Raw genomic sequence first — 23,339 nt, forward strand, 5'->3', positions numbered from 1 at the left:
CTACATTTTTTCAACATTTTTAATTTTCTAAGATGGCTGTACACTTAATTTCAACAATTAATCCTGGTGTAGATAAAGCAGTGATACCAAACCCTGTCCAAGTAGGAAATTGATTAGTAAAATAACGATCTTTTACTTGCATAAATAATGGCAGATGGGGAATAGTAAACTGTTGTTGTGAAGGCTCACCCAGGGAAACTGGCGTAGTGAGATTTACCCCGGTGACATGGTAAGTAATCATCTCTACTACATCGTCAAAAGTTGCTCCGGCGGCAGAAAGCACTTTTTTGACATTCTCAAAAGTCTGGACAAATTGCGCTTCTACTCCCTCTACTACCTGTAAATTTTCATCCCGTCCTACTTGTCCTGAAATATATAATGTATTGCCTACCTTAATACCAGGACAATAATGAAACTTTTCATATAAAATTTCCATCCCTTTGGGAATAATCACTTCACGAGTACGAGCCATAGTTTTTTATCCCCTCTTTGATTATTTGCTAAATTAGTTTTATTATTGCAGTCTGCGTTTAATTTCTTCAGCCAAATTAGTCAATTCTATTTCTACTTGTTCACCTGATTTTAAGTCTTTAAGTGATGATTTTTGTGCGGCTGCTTCTTCAGAACCAATAATGACACAGAATTGAATGCCTTGCTTATCCGCTAACTGAAATTGTTTACCCAGAGGACGCTTATCAAAGTTAGTGATCACATTAATCCCAGCCTGACGCAGATTTTGTGATACTTTTAAATAAATAGGCATTAAATCTTCTTGCATATTTACTACCACTACCTGGGCTGGGGTTGGGGGTAAAGTGTTGAGAATACCTGCTTTGAGTAAGCGACTAATTAAGCGCGTTAAGCCAATGGAAATGCCCACACCAGGCATTTTCTCACCTAAAAACATTCCCACTAATTCCTCATATCTGCCACCAGAACAGATACTACCTAAAGCTTCATGACCGATGAGGGTAGTTTCGTAGACTGTGCCGGTATAGTAGTTTAAACCACGGGCGATCGCTAAATCAATACAAAAGCGTTTATCCGGCACTCCCAAATTCCGCACTCCAGTAATTACTGTTTCTAATTCCTGAACACCTAAGCTAAATTGTTCACATTCTGCCAAGGTTTGTGACAGGTGTTTGAGTTTATCTAAAACTTCGTCACTGCCGCCATCAATTTTAATGAAATCAATAATTTTTTGTGTTTGTTCAGGATTAATTCCAGCTTTTTCTAGCTCTTGCTTAACTTTTGCTTCACCGATTTTCTCTAATTCATCAATGATACTAATACAGGATTTAATTTGAGTTTCTGAGATACCTAAAGATTGGAAAAATCCCGTCAAAACTTTGCGGTTATTGATGCGAATGACAAAATCCCCAATATTAATTGCCTCTAAAATTTCGGTAATAATTGCAGGCATTTGGGCATCATATAATAAGCTGAGTTCACGCCTGCCTACTACGTCAATATCACACTGGCGAAACTGGCGAAATCTACCATCTTTTGCCCGTTCACCCCGAAATACCACATCCATTTGATAACGAGCAAAGGGAAAGGTTAATTCATTTAAGTGACGAGCAATATAAGCAGCTAGCGGCACAGTTTGATCAAATTTTAAAGCCCTAGCTTCTGAACCTGTTTCCCCAGATTTATCTTTTTCAGCTTGGCGATTTGGTGGCAGAATTGGCTCTATACCATAAATAATATTGTCGCCTTGATTACCTTTAGCTTGTAATACTTCTAACCGCTCAACTGCGGGAGTTTCAATAGGTGTAAATCCATAGCTTTCATAAACTCTACGGATGGTATCTAATAAATATAATTCCAAGCGTTTTTCACTAGGGAGAAATTCAGGAAAGCCACTAGGAGTAGAAAAGTTGATTTTGTCACCTTTTGCCATGCGTCTACCTTAACAAATCGCAATTTGAAATTATAACTGATATTTTGTACCTATGCGATCGCATCAGTGTCAAGGCTAAAGTAGTGTGAAAAAATGGTAGGTTGGGTTGACGTAAGGAAACCCAACACCGATATCTATGTTGGGTTTCGCCTTGCTCAACCCAACCTACATTTAATACACTATTTTAGGCTTGCCACGCTAGTAGGCTTGTCAGTCCAGTATGGTATGTTACGACACTTTGAAGCTTTCTATTTTTTTACTTTAGTCTTTCTTCTTGAATTAGAGTACGTTGGTATAATTGATGATTCTTAAACCAATGCCATGTACGGGCGCGATGGTTATTATCTGGACTAATATAAATCATTTCTGATAAAGATATTCCTGGAATTGTTTTGTAGGAAAAGCACAAAATTATGGTATTGTTGTCTACTTCCCAAGCCTTACCTTCAACCCGTTCTGTATCAAACCAAAGGGCTTGATCATGATATGTTCCAGGAAATTGATGTTCTTCTTGTTTACCATCAGCCCACTTGTAACGATTAATTTGGTAGTAGGGATAGGGGCTATTGTCTGGAAATTGACAAGTTAAATGGGATTGATGCTGGTCTAAAATTTTTCCTGATGTGTCAACTATAGTATATGTGCCAATCCATTCCCCTTCATGACGGACGAGTACAGGCATTTCTTCACGGATAGACATAATGCAACTCCCATAACTAAGTGGTTTAGTCTGAATTTGACGCAGGAGGCACGAAACAGGAGGATTGTAGACTATTTTAAAGTAAAAGCACAGCGATCGCCTGATCTCTCAAGCGACCCACATTTGACAATAGGCTGCATATGCCCAAGATACAACTACACGGGATTGATTTCTTCTACGACATCAAAGGTACAGGAGAACCTTTACTATTCATCTCTGGTTTTTTATGCGATCATTCCTACTGGTCGCTACTTATGCCAACTTTAACTGCCCAATATCAAGTTATTCGTGTTGATAACCGAGGCATGGGGCGGAGTTCTGCACCAGATAGCCCCTATAGTATTTTAGACATGGCTCACGATACCGCCGGCTTACTTGAGCATCTAGGTATTGAGCAAGTACACGTCGCCGGTCATTCTATGGGTGGACAAATTGCCCAAGAACTAGCATTAACTTATCCCCAAAAAGTCAAAAGTTTAATCCTACTAGCCTCTCTAGCCAAGCCTGACGAGCGATTTCATAGCATTATTCAAAGCTGGGGAGACTTGGCTGACAAGGTAGACAGGACACTTTTTCAACAACTGATTTTTCCCTGGATGTTTAGCGATAATTTTTATTCCATGCCAGAGATGATAGAACAGCTAATTGAATGGGCTGTGTATTATCCCTTTGCCCCTCAAGTTCATAGCATTTATCATCAAAGCCGAGCTATCCTCGATGGCGATACTACAAATCGTCTACACAATATTATCTGTCCAACTTTGGTATTAGCAGGTAAGCAAGATATTCTCACCCCAGTTAAATTTTCTCAACAATTAGCCGCAGGTATTCCCGGCGCAAAACTGTCATTTATCGATGGTGGCAGTCATGGTTTTATTATTGAGTCACCAAAAATTGTAGCTACAGCAATACTCAATTTTTTACAGCAGATAACAGATGACAGTTGACTGGGCATTGGGCATTGGGCATTGGGCATGGGGCATTGGGCATTGGGCATTGGGCATTTAAATATTTCTCCCTTGTCTCCCTTGTCTACCCGAAGTTCTGAGCGGAGGTTTCCTCCGCTCAGACTTCTCTCCTTGTCTCCCTTGTCTCCCCCTGCTCCCTGCCCCCTGCTCCCTGCTCCCTTGCCCCCCACACCCCCACACCCCCACACCCCAATCAAATCAACATTTGTAGGCTTTTATTTAGATTTTTATCTAAATAGTGAACATTTGTAATATTTAAGGTTTTTTTAATATTTGATAGCTTAAGATTTTCTTTAGATTCTCGATAGCGTTTTTATGCTTTCACAATAAAGGGAGCGGTTGTCATGAAAGTTTGCCCTATAAACGCCAACATATTACGTCAAGTTTGGTCTGTGGTTGAAAAAACTCAAAGCACAACATTGCTCAGGCTGAGTGATTCTGATTTGGTTAGCCAGCTGTTGACGCAGCTTGATAAGGAACAAACACTGACTACTGAAGAAATTAATTCTGTTAACTCTTATCTATTCTCTCGGACGCATCTCATCCGCGATTTAGCTACTGCACGGTTAGCATAGTCAGTTTGGTCTGATAAAATCAAATAAATAGTGTGCCATTTGTAATTTAGAACAGGGTGCAATTGTGATTTGTTGCCCTTGATGATGTATAAATATAGCTTGGTTGTTATTGCTACCAAAACCACTATCTGGTTGATCTATAGGATTGGCAACAATGGCATCTAATTGTTTACGCTGTAATTTTTCCTTGGCTGGTGTGATAATGTCACCACTTTGGGCGGCGAAACCAATTAACAGCTGATGGGGTTGTTTGAGTTGGGCTAACTCGGCAACGATATCAGGAACAGGTGCTAAAGGTAAAGCTTGGGGAAGCGATCGCTTTGGTAATTTCTCTGGGCTATAATCTTGAGGCTTGACATCAGCGACAGCCGCAGACATCAAAATCACATCTGCATTCGGTAAATATTCCAACATTACCTGCTGCATTTCTGCTGCACTAATAACCGGAATGGCTTGCACTCCTAAAGGTGCATCCCAACTAGCTATACCATGAACTAAAGTTACTTTTGCGCCTCGATGTAAAGCAGCTTGGGCTAGAGCTAGTCCCATTTTACCGGTTGCAGGATTTCCAATAAATCGCACAGGATCTAAATATTCCCGTGTACCGCCAGCACTAATTAAAACTTGCTTCCCGACTAAATCACGCTCTCCCTTGGTATGCAAGAGCGAATGAATATAACTGACAATTTCGGGAGGTTCTGCCATTCTACCAGCACCGACGCGATCGCAAGCCAATAAACCCGATGCGGTACTCATGCCATGATATCTACTATCTGCCAATAACTGCTGCCAATTGCGCTGCACCGTTAGCTGTTCCCACATATCCGTATTCATTGCTGGTGCTAACAACACCGGACAAGTAGAAGCTAACACAGTATTAGTCAGTAAATTATCTGCCATCCCGTAAGTTAACTTAGCTAATGTATTAGCCGTCAAAGGCGCAATAACTAACACATCAGTCCATTCCCCCAACTCAATATGCAATGGCCGTGAGTGAGTACCTTGCCAAAAATCATCATCCGTATAGGCACGATGGCGGGAGAGAGTAGATAAAGTCAGAGGTGTAATAAATTCCTGCGCCGAACTAGTGAGAATAACTCGAACCTCCACCCCTGCTTTAAACAAAGTCGAAACCACCTCACAAACTTTGTAAGCAGCAATACCACCACCTACACCAATTAAAACCCTAGGTGGGCGATTTTGATTTGGGAGTTGAAAATCAGCCATAGATTTCTATATAAAATGTATTTTCTATAACTAAACTTATCAGTAATATTAACTATTATACTTGAATGAATACAACGGAACTAATTAGCTGAAAACTACAAAAAATAAGATAAATACAAACGTATTAGCAGAAAACAGCAAATTAAAATTGACAATATCAAGATTGTTTTGATACCTTGGAAGCAATTAGTTGCATCTGATTTTCTTAATTGCCTAGCTTACTTCCTGCGATAGATGATATTGCATTAGCGTACCACTTTGCTACGCAACGCTACCGCGAACGTGGAAGCCGTCTGTCTCCGACACGCTGCGCGAACTTAGAAAAGCGGGGCGGGATCATTTTTGCAAATTGTAAATTGGTCTTCCCTACGTATGTTGCGTGTATTTTTGACAATAAACATACGTGTAGCAATTTCGCAAAAATGAAGTAATATGTCAGCTAATCTCAGCTGTAATCATTGCTAATAGGCTTTTTATGGCTTAGTTATATTCATCAGGAAATTTTTCTTTCTCAGCATCATGAACGCCTTTCAACCTTCTCCAACCCCGCAACAACCATCGATACAGAAGAAAACTGTCTCTCCTCGGCCAAAACGCCATCTTCGCCAACGCTCTTATAAGGTGATGGCTGTAGAGGTCAGTGCTAAGTTAGGGGTCAATTTTGCGATTTCCGCAGTAGCAATATCTGCTTTAGTGCAACTTGTCCCCCATTATTGGTCACAGCAAGGCAAGTTAAGAGAACTTACTACACAAGTGAAGCAAACAGAAAAACGCGTCGATACTTTACAGGCACAATTTACCCGTAATTTTGACCCTCGCCAAACTCAAAGTGTGATGCAGCAACAAACATATAAATTTCAGCCTGGTCAGCGTCCTCTTGTGTTGACCAATCAATATGGGGAAAAAATAGACCTATCAGAGTCTTCACCCTAAGCTAAATGGTAATTCGTAATTCGTAATGGGCTGCGCCCCGCTACGCTAACGTAATACCGCTACGCGGAAGCAAGCTACGTAATTCGTAATTCAGAAAGTTAGATAGAATATGGGTTTCGGGTTTTGAATTTGTTGCCGAATTTTACAGAATTGCAATTGTTGCTAAATATATAGACTTAGACCTGGGTGCAAATTTCTTAAAGTTAATACATAGGATATGTAGGCAGTAATTCATCTAACCAAGTTTCTATTTGTAATCTTAAACGATAGCCAGCAACATCTTTGTTATTATTCAAGACAGGTAATTGAGTCACAGCACGACGATAATCTGCGATCGCACAATTCCAATCACCCCAAACATGATATGTTCTGCCTCTTTCAGCCCAGATATGCCCTTCTAGCTGACCAAATAGCAGGGCATTCTCAAAATTTTCAATTGCTTGCTCGTATTGTCCCAAATCCCGTAAAGTAATGCCACGGTTAATCCAGGCACGCACATGGCCAGGGTTGAAATTAATAGCAGAATCATAGTCAGCCAGTGCCGCCGCTAATTCTCCACAAGCGGCGTAATAATTGGCACGATTATTGTAAGCACTAGCCAAATGGGGATTTAATTGTAGTGCTTGGTTGTAGTCAGACAGTGCTTTGTGAATGTCGCCACTTTGGAAGTAAATTAGTCCCCGGTTGTTGTAATCTACCGCATGATGTGGATGGCGTTGAATTAATTCCGTTAAAAGAGCGATCGCTTTAGTATAATTTCCCTGTTGAGCTGACCTCAAAGCACAAGAACGTAAGTAACTATCATCATTAGCCCCATTTTCTTTATCAGCAAATGTATTATTGACTACAGATTTGTAAAAATGGTTTTGCTGTTCACCAGAAGCTAAAAAAGATTGAATGTTCATGTTTACGCCTAAATGCTCCTTGAGATCAAGTTAGAGTTTTTACTGTCGCGGTAGTTGTAATTATGTGTCAGTTGCGTAGGTGTCTATAATTACCTATTTACAGTGACCAAATTACATTTCAGGAACTCCATCCAGTAAAAAACACACTCCATACAAACAATTAATGCTTCAACCTAGTTAAAGATACTTCTTCCCCAGGTTAAATTCCTGAAAGATGAAATATTAATCTCTACGAACATTCCAGGAGTTAGGGAGACAAATTGGTAAAATGCCAACGGGGAGGCAGGGGGGCAGGGAGCAGGGAGCAGGGGGCAGGGGAGCAGGGGGAGACAAGGGAGACAAGGAGAGAAGTCTGAGCGGAGGTTTCCTCCGAACAGAACTTCGGAGAGACAAGGGAGAAATATTTACCCCAATGCCCAATGCCCAATGCCCGATGCCCGATGCCCGATGCCCGATGCCCCATGCCCAATGCCCCATGCCCAATTCCCAATTCTATTTTTTATAACAACCATGACTTACCAAAATGCACCTGACTTAACATCTGATGATTATGTTGTGATTGGTTTAGCTACCTGCTTTGTTAAGGAAGATGGAGAAATTCATCAAGTTGAGGTGCTAGAACCGATTCCTTCGGCTGCTTTAGAAGCCCTATTAAAAGGTATTCCCACATCGTATAAGTTAGCTTGTGCTACTAATTTAGGCGCGGTTGTCAATGGTGAACAGCCCAGTTTCCCAGCCGGCTTTCCTGATTCTGCTCAATTTGCAGATGAATTTGTCTCACGGGCTTTTGCGGCTGCTCGGACTTACAAACGGCGTGAAACTGCACAGGCTTTGATTCCTCTGGGTACAACCTACACTGATTTACAATATTCGGTAGATCGCAAGCGGGTACTAAACGCTACTAGATTGGTCACAAAAGAAGATAACGTTAAACAGCATTCTCACACTCATCAAGTCCTTTAGTCTCAGGTAGTTATGTTGAAACTGTATGGCGGCGTTCGCAGTCGCGCTACGATCGTGCGATGGTATTTAGAGGAACTGGAAGTTCCCTATGAATATGTACTGTTAGATATGCAGGCGGGAGAACATCGCCAGCCGGAATTTTTGCAAATTAATCCCATTGGTAAAGTCCCTGCAATTGTAGATGGAGACTTGCAGCTATGGGAATCTGGAGCAATTTTACTTTATCTCGCAGATAAGTATGGCAAACACCCAGTTTCGCTACAGGAACAAGCGATCATTGATCAATGGGTACTGTTTGCAAATGCTACTTTGGGAAATGGTATCTTTATCGAAGCTAACCGTGAACGAGAAATGCCTCGGTTATTAAGTCCTTTAAATGAGATTTTTTCTCGACAGCCTTTTTTACTAGGAGATGAATTTAGCGTTGCTGATGTGGCAGTGGGTTCTATTTTGGCTTATATTCCCCTACTGCTGAAGCTAGATTTGAGTGCTTACCCAGCCGTGGAAGAGTATATCCAACGCATGACAGCAAGACCAGCATATCAAAAGGCAATGGACTCGAGGGGTAATTCGTAATTCGTAATTCGTAATTCGTAATTCGTAATTCGTAATTCGTAATTCGTAATACCGCTACGCGGAAGCAAGCTACGTAACGATGCTCCCCCCCGCTACGCTCTAAGCGCAGCTATGCCGCAGGCTTTACGTAATTACGTCTAATGTTAATTGAAATCTTGCGAATACCTAGATATTTGTAGGGGCGGGTTCACCGAGATCAAAAGTTAATCATGAATGATGTTTGTTAACCCGCCCCTACTATTGATTGGATAGGCAGTTTTACTAATTCACATCAGGCGTTAATTCGTAATTTGTAATAAGTAAAACGACTTGAAAAAACCAAACTATATTAAGTAATGTAAAAATACTAGGATTGAGTTTGTAGTAAGGACTTTAGTCCTTTTTTGTTCCCTGCGGGACGCTGCGCGAACGCGGAGCGTCTGTCTACGACACGCTATGCGAACGGAGAAAGAACTAAAGTTCTCACTACAAACCTTTAATTATTTATCCTGTTCTACTTAACCTACGAGCAGTAAATTACGCAATTTGTATAGGCATTATTCTGGTAATCTAGTTGAGTGCAGAACATTAGATTACCAGAGTTAAATTTATTGGTTATGCAACTAAACCTGAGCGTAAAGCTCTGACGGCAGCTTGGGTACGGTCATCAGCACAGAGTTTATTGAGAATATTGCGAACGTGGGTTTTAACAGTGCCAACGGTAATATAGAGTTTCTCGGCAATTTGTCCGTTACTGCAACCAGCGACGATTAATTCTAAAATTTCTAACTCCCGTTGGGTGAGTGGATAAGTTTCTAAAACTTGTTCGTATTCTGAGGGCAAGGCTTCAATTTTAACTGTTTTTGGCTGGTCAGATGATGGGGTTTCTACAGGGATGCCTTGGCGCATTTTCTGTAATACTACATTAGCGATCGCTGGATCGATCCAAGAGTTACCAGCGTAAGTTGCTTGGATGGCCTCTGTGAGTTTACTAATGCTGGTTTCTTTCATGTAATAAGAGTCTGCACCTGCGGCAAAGGCTGCTAGAACTGCATCCTCGGTATGATCCATTGTTAAGATCAATATCTTAGTATTTGTTTGTCCACTGTCAACTTGATAGCGTCTAAACTTACGGGTGAGTTCAATGCCATCCATATCAGGTAAACCAATATCTACCACGGCGACATCTGGCTTGGCTGTTTCCAAAAGTTTTAGTCCTTGAGTTGCATTAGCCGCTTCACCAATGACTTTCAAGCCTCCGTGGGACTGCAATGCAGCTCTTAACCCCATCCTTGTTAAGTCATGGTCTTCAATTAAAATAATGCTAATTTCATTCATTGCTACACCCGCTATTGTTTCATTGCAGCTTGCAAACTAAATTTTTTTGTGGTTTCTAATTTGCTTTTCTAGAGTTTTCCAAACCAAAGATAGATGATCTGTCTACCTCTCTGCATCCACCGATAGAAATAATCACTATAATCTTTTTTCAGGCTTGATTTACCTCAAAATCAGGCCTGGGATATATTAATTTCCTATCGAGAAATATAAAATTAGCTGTCGTGCATCTCAGTAATAGACATTTGACTGTTGAGTCTTGAGTGTTAAGCGTTAGCCGTCAACAATCTTCTATGAATGATATATTGATATATTATGTATGGGAAATTTTAGGTAACACCTTGTGCGACTTTCTCTCAAACCTCACCTCCAACCCCTTCCCTACATAGCTTGCTTCTCCGAAGGAGTGGGAAGGGGAATATGTAGAGACGTTTCATGAAACGTCTCTACATTGGTAGGGGAGAGGTACTCTAACGAGAAGAGCTTCGCTCTATGGAGAGGGGTTTTAATAATAAGTTGCACATCGCATTAAGTAGCAATCAATTAGTAGCTATTGATTGAGTTGATTGTGATTTTGTCAACTCTTGCATCCGGCGATCTCCAAGAAAATACGGGAGTCAGTTTAGCGATCGCTAATCACCCGATTGTACTATATCTATCAAACTAGTTCCCTTTACCCACAACAAGCGATCGCAACATTCCAATACCTCACGTTCATGGTAAACAATGTTTATCTCTAACTCTCACTAATGGGTGAGGACTTGTGTTAAGTCGTTCTTTTACAATTGTAATGAACGTTAACAAAGTATTTTAATTTACTTTGTAATATCATTGGTGGTACTCAGTATTTGCTAGTCTACCAAAATTGTTAATTGATGATTAATGATTCAACAATACTACATTTTTAACTTAAAATATACACTCAAACTAAATAAATATAATCTTATCAGAGGATGATGAAATAAATGCCATAAATATAAAATTACCCTTGAAGAAAGTTTATATTCCCATCTCATAGATTGGGATTATAAGAGCGAAAAGCCACTCATAATGTTGTGTAGGCATGATACTGATTTACTCCAGTTGAAAGACTTTTTCAGCTAAAAGCTAAATATCTATCATTTACCCAGTATCAATCCCCAAAAACCTCAGCAACATTGAAAATTATTCAGCTTGATAGATTACCACAAGTATGTTTAACACCAACCTGTATTTGACAGCGAAAATAAAAAGCAATGAAAGAAACGCTGAGAATTTTGGTTGTAGATGATGACGAGTTAGATCGCAGGACAGTCTATTTAGCCCTCACCCGAGCAGGTGTAAAAATAGAATTGTCTGAGGTAAGTGATGCTAAAACGGCAATCTCTACCTTAAGGAATAGTACTTATGATTGCATTTTCTTAGATGATGATTTACCAGACGAGGATAGTTTAAGTTTAATTCAAAAGCTACGCGCTTTAGAAATTAAAGTTCCCCTAGTAGTGATCACACAGCAGGGAGATGAACAAACTGCCGTAAAATTGATGCAAGCTGGGGCTACTGACTATCTTGTCAAATCAAGGTTATCATCAGCAACCTTGACACAAGTTTTACGTCATGCTATGCGGGTTTACCAAGTAGAAATGCAAGCAGCTTTAGTACATCAACAACTCCAAGAAAGTCATGAGCAACTATTAAGAAAAAATCAAGAATTAGAGAGACAACGGGAACAAATTCAACTACAAAATTTTAAACTCTTAGAAGCATCACGGCTAAAATCTCAATTTTTAGCTACGATATCTCATGAGTTGCGAACACCAATGAATGCCATTATTGGTTTTGCTCAAATACTGTTGCGTCCTAAATTTGGCAAGCTTACACATCAGCAAGCGGATATGGTAGAACGTATCCTTAATAATGGTAAGCATTTGCTGATGTTAGTCAATGAAGTTCTCGATTTTTCTAAGTTGGAAGAAGGTAGATTAGCACTCGAACCTGAATTATTTGATGTAGTCAAAGTCACTCAGAACGCAGTTGCACAAATGCGTTCTTTAGCTGAAGCAAAAAAGTTGTCTTTGATAGTCAAAATAGATATAGCTAACCCTGTAGTGTTTAATGATCCCGCCAGGGTCAAACAAATATTATTGAATTTATTATCTAATTCGATTAAGTTTACTGAGTCTGGTAAGATTTGGGTAGAAGTACAAGATATAGGGGAAAATCGGGTAGCGATCGCTGTTCGAGATACAGGTATAGGAATATCTCCCCAAGACTTTCAGCATATTTTTGAAGCCTTCCGACAAGTTGATCAAAGCATCACCAGGAAATATCCGGGTACAGGTTTGGGTTTAGCAATTATCAACTCGTTAGTCAAAATGATGGGCGGTAAAATATTTCTGGAAAGTGAGGTAGGAGTAGGTTCATTCTTTAAAATTGAACTGCCCAGACAAATATCATTATCTCCCTCAACTAAAACATCTGCGAATGTAGAATTTGATGGCAAAAGAATGTTATCTTCGTCTCAAATTTCACACCCATCTAATTCTCAACCGACTCAAGCATCTATGAGGTTTCCTCACATCAAACTATAAAATTTATTAACCAGTTGATTATCATGTCTGTTGTTGAAAACCCTAAAATTGATCGAATTTTGGCTGTTGATGATACTAGAGATAATCTCATTTTAGTAGAGACTATTCTCCAAAGTGAAGGCTATGAAATTGACTTAGTCACAGATGGAGTATCAGCTTTAGAAAAAGTGGCTCAATCTCCACCTGATCTGATTTTGCTAGATGTGATGATGCCTGGAATGGATGGTTATGAAGTCACACGGCGCATCCGCCAAAATCCTGAAATTAACTATATTCCGATTTTGTTGATTACCGCCTTTCATGAATCTAGTGTTGTGGAAGGTTTAGATGCAGGTGCTGATGATTTTATTCGGAAACCATTTGATACAGATGAACTATTAGCAAGAGTGCGATCGCTTCTGCGCCTCAAGCATAGTCTCGACGAACAACGGAAAATGGCGCGTCAACGGGAAGACTTTGTGTCTCGGTTAACTCACGATTTACGCACCCCTTTAGTAGCAGCAGATCGGATGCTGGGTTTATTTGAGCAAGAAACCTTTTGTAAAATTTCCCCAGAAATGAAAGAAGCGATCGCTGTGATGATTCGCAGTAATCAAAATCTCATGCAAATGGTCAACACCCTTCTCGAAGTTTACCGCTTCGAGGCAGGTAAAAAGACCTTGAATTATGAAAGCTGCGATCTCGGAGAAATTGCCTCCGAAGTAGTCAGCGAACTCATCCCGCTAGCCAAGGAAAAAAACATTAGTCTAAAACTAGACACCAGCAACCTAGATCATCTAGAAGATAAACCTGGTGTAGTCATGGGCGATGCCTTAGAATTACGGCGTGTGTTAAATAACTTAGTTGGGAATGCAATTAAATTTACCGACACAGGCGGCGTTAGTCTAAGTATTTGGGAAACCAATCACAATTGGGTAAATATCGAAGTAGAAGATACAGGTTATGGAATTGCTCCTGAAGATCAAGCTAGTATTTTCGAGCGATTTCGCCAAGGCAGAAATAAAAGATCAGGTAGTGGCTTAGGACTACATTTATCAAGTCGGATTATCGAAGCACACGAAGGCACAATTAGCCTCACATCCGAACTTGGCAGAGGTAGTAAATTCACTATTCAACTACCAAAAAATTTGCATTAGTTAATACAGCTTTGGTTTCATCATCGGTGAATCAAATTAAATAAGTAATGAGTAATGAGTAATGAGTAATGAGTAATGAGTAATGAGTAGATACCCATAACTTATTTAACAGTTATGAGTCAACAGTAAACAGTCACTTGATAACTGTTGACTAATTTAACTCCCTTGTCTCCCTTGTCTCCCTTGTCTCCCTTGTCTCCCTTGTCTCCCTTGTCTCCCAACCCTGTTCCCTACTCTTGACATAGCTGATAAGCCGAAGAAAATTGAAATTTACCGCAAAGCAAGCGGTGAATTACTGCCTCTAGATCCTCAATCATATAGGGTTTGCAGAGGTATTCATCAAATCCCGCCTTGATAATCCGTTGTTGATCTTGTCTATCAGCTAAAGCTGTCACAGCTACTACCGGAATTTCACAAGTTAGCGGTTCTTGTTTGAGATAACTGATCACATCAATTCCGTTAAGGCTGGGTAACAAGATATCTAACATAATTAAGTCTGGCTGATACTCTTTTGCTACTAGTAGAGTATTTGCACTATCCTTTTGACAAATAAATCTACACCCTAGTGACTCAAGAGCATAACTAATTAGCAGTAGACTGTCATCATGGTCTTCCACTGCTAAAATCAACGGCTGTTGAGAGTTGCGCGTCTTATGATCACTCATGAATGATTTTGCCAGATACATTTCTAGAAGATTCCATGAACATTTGTAGTCATTTGTTAATAAACAAGGTATCTCGCCCCAAAATCAAAAAATCATCATATTAGCCTCCCACTAGTTGGGTTAGGTGCTAGCACAAAATAAAATCAAAACTTTCCTTACCTGTTGACTATCACCTGTTATCTGTCACCTCTGTCTGTTCAAGACTCATTCAATACAACCAACTTTAGAAAAAGAAAGATAAATTTGATAGGTTTAGCAGACACTTATTGATTATACGCAAGATAATAAAATATTTTTTGCGTAACTTCATCATAACTTAATATACATGGTTCTGTTTTGCAGTATAATCCCTGGTGCTATTTATTTCAGTAGATGTAAAGATACATTTTTATAAGTGGAGACTCTGAATGAAATTGTATTAAATTCGTAAAAATCTCCTGAGGATACGCAGTTCAATAAGGGTACTTAACGCGATGTGTAACTTATTATTAAAACCCCTCTCCAAAGACGCGGAGGAGCTTCTCTTAGAGTTACCAATGTAGAGACGTTTCATGAAACGTCTCTACATATTCCCTCTTCCCACTCCTTCGGAGAAGCAAGCTATGTAGGGAAGGTGGTGGAGTTAGGTTTGAAAGAAAGTTGCACACGGCGTTACTTACTCATCTGTGCAAAAATTCAATAGGATTCCTATAGTTTTGTGAAGTTATATAGTTAATCGATTTTTCTGTATTACTTGTAGTACAATAAGGATTATGCAGTACAATACCCAAAATTTATTAATAATTAAAATGCTCAGAATAGTCAGCGATCGCAGATACTATCCCTGACAACTTAATTATTTTTGACTATTTTTTAACATCACATAGTAGCCATATAGATTGAGCTTGTGTAATATATTAATGAATATTACTTAATAAAAATCCAAACCTATAAATTTTGTTATTATCAGGACTTATCTAATCCTCATGTATTTTCCTTATTGCAATGGTAGAGAAGGAATTTTAAGACCTTGATTTTACTAGGGAATACCTAAATCCTAGTTTGCTATCTTTATTTGATTAGAATATTTTCTCTCAACCTCTTTTAGATATAAAATATGGAATTTGATTATTTTAATAGTCACGAAAGCACACCAAAAAATCAAAACAGTCAAAGCTTACTTGCGAGTGGATGGCGACCGTTAAATCGGGAATTAAACTGGCAATTTTTATGGCAAATATTACAGAATGATAGTAGAGAGTTAACGCAAAAAACCTTAAATTTAACGAGTGGTATAGCAGAAATTTTAGGCAGAAACAACTATACTTGGTGGGCTAATATTTTAAGTTTAGCGTCAGAGAATGCCCGCTATGAAATAGAAAAGTTTTGGCACTATATCACACCTGATCCTCAATCACCAGACTATCGCTATAAAGACGTTTTAAACACAGAAACGCCCATATTACAATTTGTAAGTCGCAATAGCATCCCCATTGATTATGTCTTAAACCGACTACAAGAAATTACAGTATTACGAGTTTTAAATGTCTTGGGTCGTCCTGATATGATCACCCAATATTATCTAGAAAGAAATTTTTATTATCCTGTAGAAAAATTTGTGACTTGGGAACGTATCGATGTTTTAAATACGGTTTATGCCTATTGGTCAAAAGAGGATGTTTGGCTACAAGTAGAAGCCTACGATCGCGGACGGCGACAGTATACTATCATGTCTAAGGACATATCGCCTTTAATCAACAAAGCTACCTATGACTTAGCAGTAATGTTGAGTGGGTATCAAAGCCGGGTAGGTAAAGTCCATAGCCAATTCCCAATTCGCACTTTCCCCTCAGATATTCAAAGCTTCACAGATGCAGTTCAGCAAGCTGTTCTCAACCAAAACCAGTTAGCCGTGGTAGTTAACGGCGAACCAGGTACAGGTAAAACTGCTTGGACACAAGCCGTAGCCAAAGAAATTCTAGTGCCTTTAGGATTTGTCATCTTTATTTTAGATCATGATGCGATCGCTAACTTTGTCCCACCGACATATTTAGAGAAAATTTGTATCATCATCAACGAAGCCGACAACCTAGCCCAAAACCGCGCCTCAGAAGTCGCCCAATACAACAACAAAACAGAACATATTTTGAGTTTATTAGATGGGACTTTATATCAAAGTGTCATTGACGATAGCGGCATTCAAATTAAGCAGCGATTAGTTGTTTTAATGACTTGTAATACTACAGAAAGACTAGATCCAGCCATGCTCAGGAAAGGTAGAGTAGATTTAATGTATGAATTTACTCAAAAGTTTGTTTAGAGGGGAGCAGGGGGCAGGGGGCAGGGAGCAAGGGAGACAAGGGAGAAATATTTACCCCAATGCCCGATGCCCCATGCTAAACTAACCTAAAATATGATATTCGAGGTTTTGTATTTCTAAGGGCGAACGATGGGACTCGAACCCACGGATGGTGGTACCACAAACCACTGCCTTAACCACTTGGCTACGCTCGCCATCTGACATTCGTTATTATAGCACTGATTTTGTAAATTTATCAAGATATTTTTTGAAAGGAACGGACTTAATTAATTTCTAGTCAGGGGAACTTAATCAATATCGAAGGAGTTAACACCGAATAAATATGAAGTTATGGAATATTTTGGTTTCTCTCGGTTCTATAGGTTTAGCAGCTGTGTTGGGGGTAGTTATGGCAAATACTAACCCCAGCCAGGGGGCTTATGAGGAGTATGCAGTACAGCAACTAACGTCATACCTAAAGAAAGATGTCTGCAATCAAACCACAAAACTCATAGAGAAGTTAATCAATACTAACTGTGACAAATTGATAGATTCTGCTAACCCTCAAATGCGCCAACTCCTTGCACTCACTACTGAACGGCAAGATTTATTTTTGTTTAGTGTGTATCGGACAGAATTAAAAGTGAATCAGTGGATACCTTCTTACAGATTTGAAACAGTAGGTGCATTTAATAATTTTTATACGTACACTGCCGAGCAGCAATAGGAAGGGTTAGGGTGACAGAGAAGAACGATTTGGGAATGATAGGGTAAGCCCTGGAAAATTGTTTGTGATGAAACTCTGTCCTCATGTTGGCTGTTTATATTCCCAAAACCCTGATACAGCTACAGCTTGTCTCAAATGTGGTGAACAACTTTTACTGCATAATCGTTATCATTTATTGCGGTGTATCGGTCAGGGTGGGTTTGGTGTAACATTTTTAGCAGTAGATGAGCAATTACCTGCAAAGCCTAAATGTGTCATTAAACAATTTCATTTTCCTGCCCAGTATGGTCGCAATTGTCATCAAGCGGTGAAATTATTCCGTCAGGAAGCGGTGCGTTTAGATGAGTTAAAGCATCCACAAATACCGAAACTGTTGGGGTACTTTGAACAGGGGCATCAACTGTATTTAGTGGAAGAATGGATACAGGGACAGACTCTCAAAGAGGAATTGCAACAAAATGGAGTCTTTAATGAACAACAAATTCAGCAACTCCTGCAAGACTTATTACCAGTGTTGCAATTTATCCACGACAAGCAAATTATTCACCGGGACATCAAGCCAGCTAATATTATTCGCAGTGCTACCACAGGGAAGTTATTTTTAATTGATTTTGGGGTTGCCAAACACATCACTGCTACAGCTTTACTACAAACAGGTACTACCATAGGCAGCCCCGAATATATGCCACCTGAACAAACCAGGGGAAAAGCACTACCAGCCAGTGACCTATATAGTTTAGGTGTGACTTGCATTTATTTACTAACCGACATTTCCCCCTTTGATTTATTTGATGTGAGTTGCGATCGCTGGGTGTGGCGTGATTATCTATTATCAGGGAACACTATCAGCCAAAAACTCGGCGAAATTCTCGACCAATTGCTACAAAATGCCCTCTCTCAACGCTACAAATCAGCAACTGAAGTTTTACAAGCCCTCAATTCCTGTTCTGGCAATGTTAAACAACAGCCAATTAACACCCTCATCTCTGAGGTAGGAGTTGACTACCACAAACTGCGAGACTTACTGGCTCTCCAACAATGGCAACTTGCAGACCAAGAAACTTGGGTGGTGATGTGTCAGGCTTTATCTAAGCCCATCGGCAGTTATTTCTTTATGAGTGATATTGCTAACTTACCTACTGAGGACTTACAAATTATTGACCAGTTGTGGTTGAAGTACAGTCAAGGGCGGTTTGGTTTTAGTGTGCAGAAGCGAATTTACGAAAGTGTTGAGTGTGATTATGTCAGGTTTTGTGGGGCGGTGGGTTGGAAATTATATAATTCTAGTTCTCTTCCCAGTTGGCAACTTCCGTTTTATCAGTCGCTCCCAGAGGGGAATTTTCCGTCACGGGTTTGGGCTGGTGGTACTCAATGGTGGCGACATATAGAGGCGGTGGGGGCGAGGTTGGGGGAAGTTTAATCTTAAAAACCGGGTTTCTTGCAAATCCCTCAGCTTAAAACCTTAATCTTTCGTTCATAAACCCGGTTTTTTAGTTTTTACGTCTCTGCGTCTCTGCGTGATAAAAATATTAACAATAGTCGCCAAAAGTTGAATTTATGTGTTCTGCCTACTTGCTGGTATCTCACGGAAGCCGAGATCCTCGTCCTGAAATTGCTATGCAGCAACTCGCCGCATTGGTGGCTGATAAGTTGCAAATACCAGAAAAGTTGGTGGGTACAGCCTGTTTAGAAGTTAGTCCTGAGCCTTTACATGAGCAGATTCGAGAGTTTGCCCAAGGTGTGATGTTATTGGGATGTCGTCGGCTGCAAATTATTCCTATATTTCTTTTACCGGGTGTCCATGTGATGACGGATATTCCGGCTGAGGTAGGACTAGCAAAACAAGCTTTGGGGGAAGATATCACAATTGACTTACAACCATATTTAGGAAGTCACCCCAATTTACAGAGGTTTTTGCAACAGCAACTAGCTACTATCAAAGCCGATGCAGGGATTTTATTATCTCACGGTAGCCGTCGTCCTGGTTCACAACAACCTGTAGAAACGATGGCGGCAAATTTGGGGATAGTTACTGCTTATTGGTCTATTGCACCAACCTTAGAATCACGGATACAAGAGTTAGTCGGTTTTGGTAAGCAAGCAATTGCAATTTTGCCATATTTTCTATTCCCTGGTGGCATAACTGATGCGATCGCTCAAGCCGTTGACGAGTTAAAATTACAATTCCCTGGGGTGAATTTTTACCTAGCTGCACCCCTAGGAGCAAGTGACGAATTAGCTATTTTAATTGGGGATTTAATTCACGCATGAACCGCACAGACAATGAAGCACAACACAGTTTAGGCAAAGTTTATTTAGTCGGTGCGGGGCCTGGAGATCCAGGACTGATGACGCTCAAGGGTAAGGGTGTTTTAGAATGTGCTGATGTGGTGATTTATGATGCTTTGGTGAGTCCAGCGATTTTAGCGATGATTAATCCCCAGGCGGAGCAAATCAACGCTGGGAAGCGACGAGGAAGACATTCACTTTTACAAGACGAAACCACCCAACTTTTAATAGAGAAAGCACAGGAACACGCCGTTATTGTGCGTCTCAAAGGCGGTGATCCTTTTATTTTTGGTCGCGGTGGGGAAGAAATGGCTGATTTAGTTGCCGCAGGCATTCCAGTTGAAGTTGTGCCAGGAATTACATCGGGTATCGCTGCTCCAGCCTATGCAGGTATACCTTTAACCCATAGACTGTATAGCTCGTCGGTTACTTTTGTAACTGGACACGAAGCCACAGGTAAGTATAAACCGAAAGTAAATTGGCAAGCGATCGCTCATGGCTCAGAGACAATTGTAATTTACATGGGCATTCACAACCTACCTTACATTGTGGAAGAATTAACCCAAGCTGGATTGAGTTCAGAAACAGCAATAGCTTTAGTCCGTTGGGGTACGCGTCCCGAACAGGAAGAATTAATTGGAGACTTGAGCAATATTGTACAACTAGTAGAGGATACAGGATTTGAAGCTCCTGCGATCGCTGTTATTGGCTCAGTAGTGAATCTGCACAGTATTTTATCTAATTGTCGCCCTGTTTGATAGTTTTTGCCCTGTAGGGTGCGTGACGCAGCAAGAATATTTGAACGTAGTCATGAGACTTATCGCGTCACGCACCAACCACCAATTGTGACACTTGCGTAAGTCCTGGCATACACAGACTACCCGACGGCAGTAAAGAAAAATTAAACAATATGTTTAAAAATCACCTTGAGTAAATCACCATGTGTAAATGGTTTAATTAAATATCCCGATGCTCCAACTATTTTAGCTCTAGCCCGATTCATTAAACTTGCCTTTGCAGTCATCATAATCACAGGTGTATTCTTAAAATAAGAATGTTTACGTAATAAAGAACATAACTCATAGCCATCTAAATCTGGCAAATCAACATCTAATAAAATAATGTCTGGTTTGGTGTGCAGGATTTCCATTAAAGCTTTTAAGGAATCTGTCGCCGCAATAATAGAAAAAATTTGCTCATCTAAAAAATTCTTAATACTATTTAATACAATTAAATTATCATCAATACAAAATATTTTATAAACTTTTCTCTCAACATCATTTGATGACACTTGCTGATAACCATGATTAACATTCACAGACTGAGATGGATAGCGTTTAGTATCTATTTTCGGTAATCTTGGTTCAGGTCTGGGTTTGGTATAGCTCTGATATTGTGATCTATGATTAACTGTTGACTGCATATTATTTTGATATATGGATGTTTGAGTAACATCGCTTTCTCTTTTGTATCCGTCGTGACTGTGTCCCCGTTGTTGACACTGTTCTACTAATAAACGCAAATTTAAATAACAAAACTTAGGTAAGTCATCTAAAAAACTTTCGGGAATAAACTCATAACTACCTTCTTCCAACAGTAAAAATGTCTGTAAAACCTCCAAAGCCAAATGTTCTATGAGAATGGCTGCTTGTGAAGGAGTGATATATTTTTGATTGACTAACCAACAAATAGCCAAATAATCTGGATTGGGAATAGATTGATTATCAGCACCAGTCTCAAATATTATCCGTAACTGATCATTGATTTCTGTAGGTAGAGTGTTAATTTCCTGACTGAGACTCTGTAAATGTCGATAAAGCGGCTCAAACATTCTTTCTGAGTAGCAGGCATAAATCAGTCTACCCTCATCTACATATATTGACCAAGCTCCCGATGTGCTGAATACCTGCAAACAGCCAGTTACAGTCTTACCAGTAATTTTCTTTAAAAGTGATAGTGGTTGTACTTTCTGGAAAAATCTGTATCTACTAATAGGCAGTGTTTTCATGGGTGGCACTCAGCGAAAAATTTAATATTATAGAAATATGAATGAATGGCAAATTTTGCCGGACGTTTAAGGTATCTTTTTATAACTGCGATCGCTCAACTGATTGAGCAAGTAAAATTTTAGTCAGCACAATCGTTTGCGGCTCACAATTTGCTAATCTCTATGAGCCACACAGCACTAACTTATGTCAATGCAATTTACCCTAAAAGTAATTGCATCCCCATATTAAACAGCAAAACAATCACTGATTACCAGGAAGAATCTTCCCAAAAATCAGCTATTTTTTCTGTATCTTTCGTTAATCTAACTAATCTAACAGTACAGCAATTCTTTAAATTAGAGATATTGGCTCAAACCCATCAGTAGCAAAAATCCATTGTCTTACTTAATCACGTAAGTATAAATCAACTAAAATAAAGGGATGTAACCATAATAGCCCAAATACGTAAGTATATAATAATACGCAAAAATATCCTGTCTAAACAAGCCAAAAATAAACTTCCTCTGATTCTTTATCTCTCTACATCCCTAGACCCCTACATAAAAATATGGTAGTTGTGTAAACCCTAGATTATTTTTACAATTCAATGGTGAACAATTTCTTTTTACAAGTTGAAGAAGATAACCCACGGCTTGACCGTTATTTAGCTGAGGAGTTACCAGATTTATCTCGTTCTCGGATTCAACAGTTAATTGAACAAAGTAAAGTCCAAATTAATGGTAATATCTGCACATCTAAAAAGGTAAATGTAAAAATAGGCGATCGCATCACCCTAGAAATTCCCGAAACTCAACCATTAGCACTCAAACCCGAAAATATCCCCCTAGATATTCTCTATGAGGATGAGCAATTACTCATTCTCAACAAACCAGCAGGTTTAGTCGTTCATCCCGCTCCTGGTCATCCTGATGGTACATTAGTCAATGCTTTACTCGCCCATTGTCCCCATCTTCCCGGTATCGGAGGTGTACAAAGACCCGGAATAGTCCATCGTCTAGACAAAGATACCACAGGGGCAATAGCGATCGCTAAAACCGATATCGCCTATCAACACCTACAAGCACAACTCCAAGCCAAAACCGCACGCCGAGAATATTTAGGTGTAGTTTATGGCGCGCCAAAAACTAGCAGTGGCACTGTAGATTTACCCATCGGTCGGCATCTCCAAGACCGCAAAAAAATGGCCGTCGTCCCAGTAGAACAAGGGGGAAGAACAGCTATCACCCATTGGCAAATACAAGAACGTCTCGGTAACTATACATTAATTCACTTTCAACTCGAAACCGGACGCACACATCAAATTCGTGTCCACAGTGCTAAAATCGGTCATCCGATAGTTGGCGACCCCCTCTATGCTTCCGGTCGTTCTGTAGGAGTAAATTTACCAGGTCAAGCACTCCACGCTTGGCGGTTAAGATTACAGCATCCCATTTCCCAAGAATGGATAGAAGTCACAGCACCCCCTCCACCAACTTTTACAACTCTATTACAAGTTCTTAGACGCAGATAAATTTAATTCGTAATTCGTAATTCGTAATACCCTACGGGAAGCAAGCTACGTAATGGGCTGCGCCCCGCTACGCTAATTACTAACCCCTACA

The 23,339-nt window shown here is 39.8% G+C and carries 23 protein-coding genes and 1 tRNA gene; 14 read left to right on the forward strand and 10 right to left on the reverse strand.

The window, feature by feature from the left end:
- Positions 1 to 19 precede the first annotated feature (19 nt).
- The 3 genes from ACPZ3T_RS19430 to ACPZ3T_RS19440 all read right to left on the reverse strand — a co-directional run bounded on the left by ACPZ3T_RS19430 (position 20) and on the right by ACPZ3T_RS19440 (position 2,606).
- Positions 20 to 472 carry a RidA family protein gene (locus tag ACPZ3T_RS19430; RefSeq protein WP_490271102.1) on the reverse strand — a complete coding sequence of 151 codons (453 nt, stop codon included), beginning with the start codon at positions 470 to 472 and terminating at the stop codon, positions 20 to 22.
- Between the two features lie 42 nt (positions 473 to 514).
- A complete protein-coding gene (hisS, locus tag ACPZ3T_RS19435; protein ID WP_490271103.1) occupies positions 515 to 1,903 on the reverse strand; it encodes a histidine--tRNA ligase in 1,389 nt (462 codons plus the stop codon).
- Positions 1,904 to 2,159: 256 nt separating this feature from the next.
- Positions 2,160 to 2,606: a DUF3598 family protein gene (locus ACPZ3T_RS19440; protein WP_490277283.1), complete on the reverse strand. Its 447-nt coding sequence runs from the start codon at positions 2,604 to 2,606 to the stop codon at positions 2,160 to 2,162.
- A 137-nt stretch (positions 2,607 to 2,743) separates the two neighbouring features.
- Here ACPZ3T_RS19440 and ACPZ3T_RS19445 point away from each other — a divergent pair, with 137 nt between their 5' ends.
- Positions 2,744 to 3,550 carry an alpha/beta fold hydrolase gene (locus ACPZ3T_RS19445; RefSeq protein WP_490271104.1) on the forward strand — a complete coding sequence of 269 codons (807 nt, stop codon included), beginning with the start codon at positions 2,744 to 2,746 and terminating at the stop codon, positions 3,548 to 3,550.
- On the opposite strand, the gene ACPZ3T_RS19450 is transcribed toward ACPZ3T_RS19445, so the two are convergent.
- The gene (locus ACPZ3T_RS19450; protein ID WP_490271105.1) at positions 3,469 to 3,759 is read right to left on the reverse strand and encodes a hypothetical protein; all 291 of its coding nucleotides are present in this window, start codon (positions 3,757 to 3,759) and stop codon (positions 3,469 to 3,471) included. The genes ACPZ3T_RS19445 and ACPZ3T_RS19450 overlap by 82 nt on opposite strands.
- A 156-nt stretch (positions 3,760 to 3,915) precedes the next feature.
- On the opposite strand from ACPZ3T_RS19450, the gene ACPZ3T_RS19455 reads away from it, so the two are divergent.
- A complete protein-coding gene (locus tag ACPZ3T_RS19455) occupies positions 3,916 to 4,146 on the forward strand; it encodes a hypothetical protein (protein WP_490271106.1) in 231 nt (76 codons plus the stop codon).
- On the opposite strand, the gene coaBC is transcribed toward ACPZ3T_RS19455, so the two are convergent.
- Positions 4,147 to 5,373, reverse strand: coding sequence for a bifunctional phosphopantothenoylcysteine decarboxylase/phosphopantothenate--cysteine ligase CoaBC (gene coaBC / locus ACPZ3T_RS19460; RefSeq protein WP_490271107.1), 1,227 nt, complete (start codon positions 5,371 to 5,373; stop codon positions 4,147 to 4,149). It abuts the gene before it with no gap.
- 519 nt (positions 5,374 to 5,892) lie between these two features.
- Between coaBC and ACPZ3T_RS19465 the strand changes: the two genes are divergently transcribed.
- Positions 5,893 to 6,306, forward strand: a complete 414-nt coding sequence (locus ACPZ3T_RS19465; RefSeq protein ID WP_490271108.1) for a slr1601 family putative cell division protein — start codon at positions 5,893 to 5,895, stop codon at positions 6,304 to 6,306.
- 203 nt (positions 6,307 to 6,509) lie between these two features.
- Here ACPZ3T_RS19465 and ACPZ3T_RS19470 read toward each other — a convergent pair whose 3' ends face one another.
- The gene (locus tag ACPZ3T_RS19470; RefSeq protein ID WP_490271109.1) at positions 6,510 to 7,211 is read right to left on the reverse strand and encodes a tetratricopeptide repeat protein; all 702 of its coding nucleotides are present in this window, start codon (positions 7,209 to 7,211) and stop codon (positions 6,510 to 6,512) included.
- A gap of 268 nt (positions 7,212 to 7,479) precedes the next feature.
- Between ACPZ3T_RS19470 and ACPZ3T_RS19475 the strand changes: the two genes are divergently transcribed.
- The 3 genes from ACPZ3T_RS19475 to ACPZ3T_RS19485 are packed head-to-tail and all read left to right on the forward strand — an operon-like array spanning position 7,480 to position 8,750.
- The gene (locus tag ACPZ3T_RS19475; RefSeq protein ID WP_490271110.1) at positions 7,480 to 7,716 is read left to right on the forward strand and encodes a hypothetical protein; all 237 of its coding nucleotides are present in this window, start codon (positions 7,480 to 7,482) and stop codon (positions 7,714 to 7,716) included.
- Positions 7,680 to 8,174 carry a hypothetical protein gene (locus ACPZ3T_RS19480; RefSeq protein WP_490277284.1) on the forward strand — a complete coding sequence of 165 codons (495 nt, stop codon included), beginning with the start codon at positions 7,680 to 7,682 and terminating at the stop codon, positions 8,172 to 8,174. The genes ACPZ3T_RS19475 and ACPZ3T_RS19480 overlap by 37 nt, the downstream gene beginning before the upstream one ends.
- Positions 8,175 to 8,186: 12 nt before the next feature.
- Positions 8,187 to 8,750, forward strand: coding sequence for a glutathione S-transferase family protein (locus tag ACPZ3T_RS19485; protein ID WP_490271111.1), 564 nt, complete (start codon positions 8,187 to 8,189; stop codon positions 8,748 to 8,750).
- Between the two features lie 594 nt (positions 8,751 to 9,344).
- Here the strand turns inward: ACPZ3T_RS19485 and ACPZ3T_RS19490 are convergent.
- On the reverse strand, positions 9,345 to 10,067 hold the full coding sequence (locus ACPZ3T_RS19490; protein ID WP_490271112.1) for a response regulator: 723 nt from the start codon (positions 10,065 to 10,067) through the stop codon (positions 9,345 to 9,347).
- Between the two features lie 1,232 nt (positions 10,068 to 11,299).
- Here ACPZ3T_RS19490 and ACPZ3T_RS19495 point away from each other — a divergent pair.
- Complete coding sequence (locus ACPZ3T_RS19495; RefSeq protein ID WP_490271113.1) at positions 11,300 to 12,634, forward strand: ATP-binding response regulator; 1,335 nt, start codon at positions 11,300 to 11,302, stop codon at positions 12,632 to 12,634.
- 23 nt (positions 12,635 to 12,657) lie between these two features.
- A complete protein-coding gene (locus tag ACPZ3T_RS19500; protein WP_490271114.1) occupies positions 12,658 to 13,770 on the forward strand; it encodes a sensor histidine kinase in 1,113 nt (370 codons plus the stop codon).
- 230 nt (positions 13,771 to 14,000) lie between these two features.
- On the opposite strand, the gene ACPZ3T_RS19505 is transcribed toward ACPZ3T_RS19500, so the two are convergent.
- Complete coding sequence (locus ACPZ3T_RS19505; protein WP_490271115.1) at positions 14,001 to 14,456, reverse strand: response regulator; 456 nt, start codon at positions 14,454 to 14,456, stop codon at positions 14,001 to 14,003.
- Positions 14,457 to 15,531: 1,075 nt separating this feature from the next.
- On the opposite strand from ACPZ3T_RS19505, the gene ACPZ3T_RS19510 reads away from it, so the two are divergent.
- On the forward strand, positions 15,532 to 16,734 hold the full coding sequence (locus ACPZ3T_RS19510) for an AAA family ATPase (protein WP_490271116.1): 1,203 nt from the start codon (positions 15,532 to 15,534) through the stop codon (positions 16,732 to 16,734).
- Between the two features lie 121 nt (positions 16,735 to 16,855).
- Here the strand turns inward: ACPZ3T_RS19510 and ACPZ3T_RS19515 are convergent.
- Positions 16,856 to 16,928, reverse strand: a tRNA-His gene (locus tag ACPZ3T_RS19515).
- 128 nt (positions 16,929 to 17,056) lie between these two features.
- On the opposite strand from ACPZ3T_RS19515, the gene ACPZ3T_RS19520 reads away from it, so the two are divergent.
- The 4 genes from ACPZ3T_RS19520 (at position 17,057) to cobA (ending at position 20,487) form a co-directional block, all read left to right on the forward strand.
- Entirely contained in the window at positions 17,057 to 17,440 is a 384-nt protein-coding gene (locus ACPZ3T_RS19520; protein WP_490271117.1) for a DUF4359 domain-containing protein, read from the forward strand.
- A 67-nt stretch (positions 17,441 to 17,507) separates the two neighbouring features.
- Positions 17,508 to 18,860 (forward strand): protein kinase domain-containing protein, encoded by a 1,353-nt coding sequence (locus tag ACPZ3T_RS19525; protein ID WP_490277285.1) that lies wholly within the window; start codon positions 17,508 to 17,510, stop codon positions 18,858 to 18,860.
- Positions 18,861 to 18,997: 137 nt separating this feature from the next.
- Entirely contained in the window at positions 18,998 to 19,711 is a 714-nt protein-coding gene (locus ACPZ3T_RS19530) for a sirohydrochlorin chelatase (protein ID WP_490271118.1), read from the forward strand.
- A complete protein-coding gene (cobA, locus tag ACPZ3T_RS19535) occupies positions 19,708 to 20,487 on the forward strand; it encodes a uroporphyrinogen-III C-methyltransferase (RefSeq protein WP_490271119.1) in 780 nt (259 codons plus the stop codon). Before ACPZ3T_RS19530 ends, cobA begins: the two co-directional genes overlap by 4 nt.
- 143 nt (positions 20,488 to 20,630) lie before the next feature.
- Here the strand turns inward: cobA and ACPZ3T_RS19540 are convergent, their stop codons facing one another.
- A complete protein-coding gene (locus ACPZ3T_RS19540; RefSeq protein WP_490271120.1) occupies positions 20,631 to 21,737 on the reverse strand; it encodes a response regulator in 1,107 nt (368 codons plus the stop codon).
- A gap of 587 nt (positions 21,738 to 22,324) precedes the next feature.
- On the opposite strand from ACPZ3T_RS19540, the gene ACPZ3T_RS19545 reads away from it, so the two are divergent.
- Positions 22,325 to 23,248, forward strand: a complete 924-nt coding sequence (locus ACPZ3T_RS19545) for an RluA family pseudouridine synthase (protein ID WP_490271121.1) — start codon at positions 22,325 to 22,327, stop codon at positions 23,246 to 23,248.
- The last annotated feature ends 91 nt before the right edge of the window (positions 23,249 to 23,339 follow it).

Source organism: Aliinostoc maniaoense, from assembly GCF_058172895.1.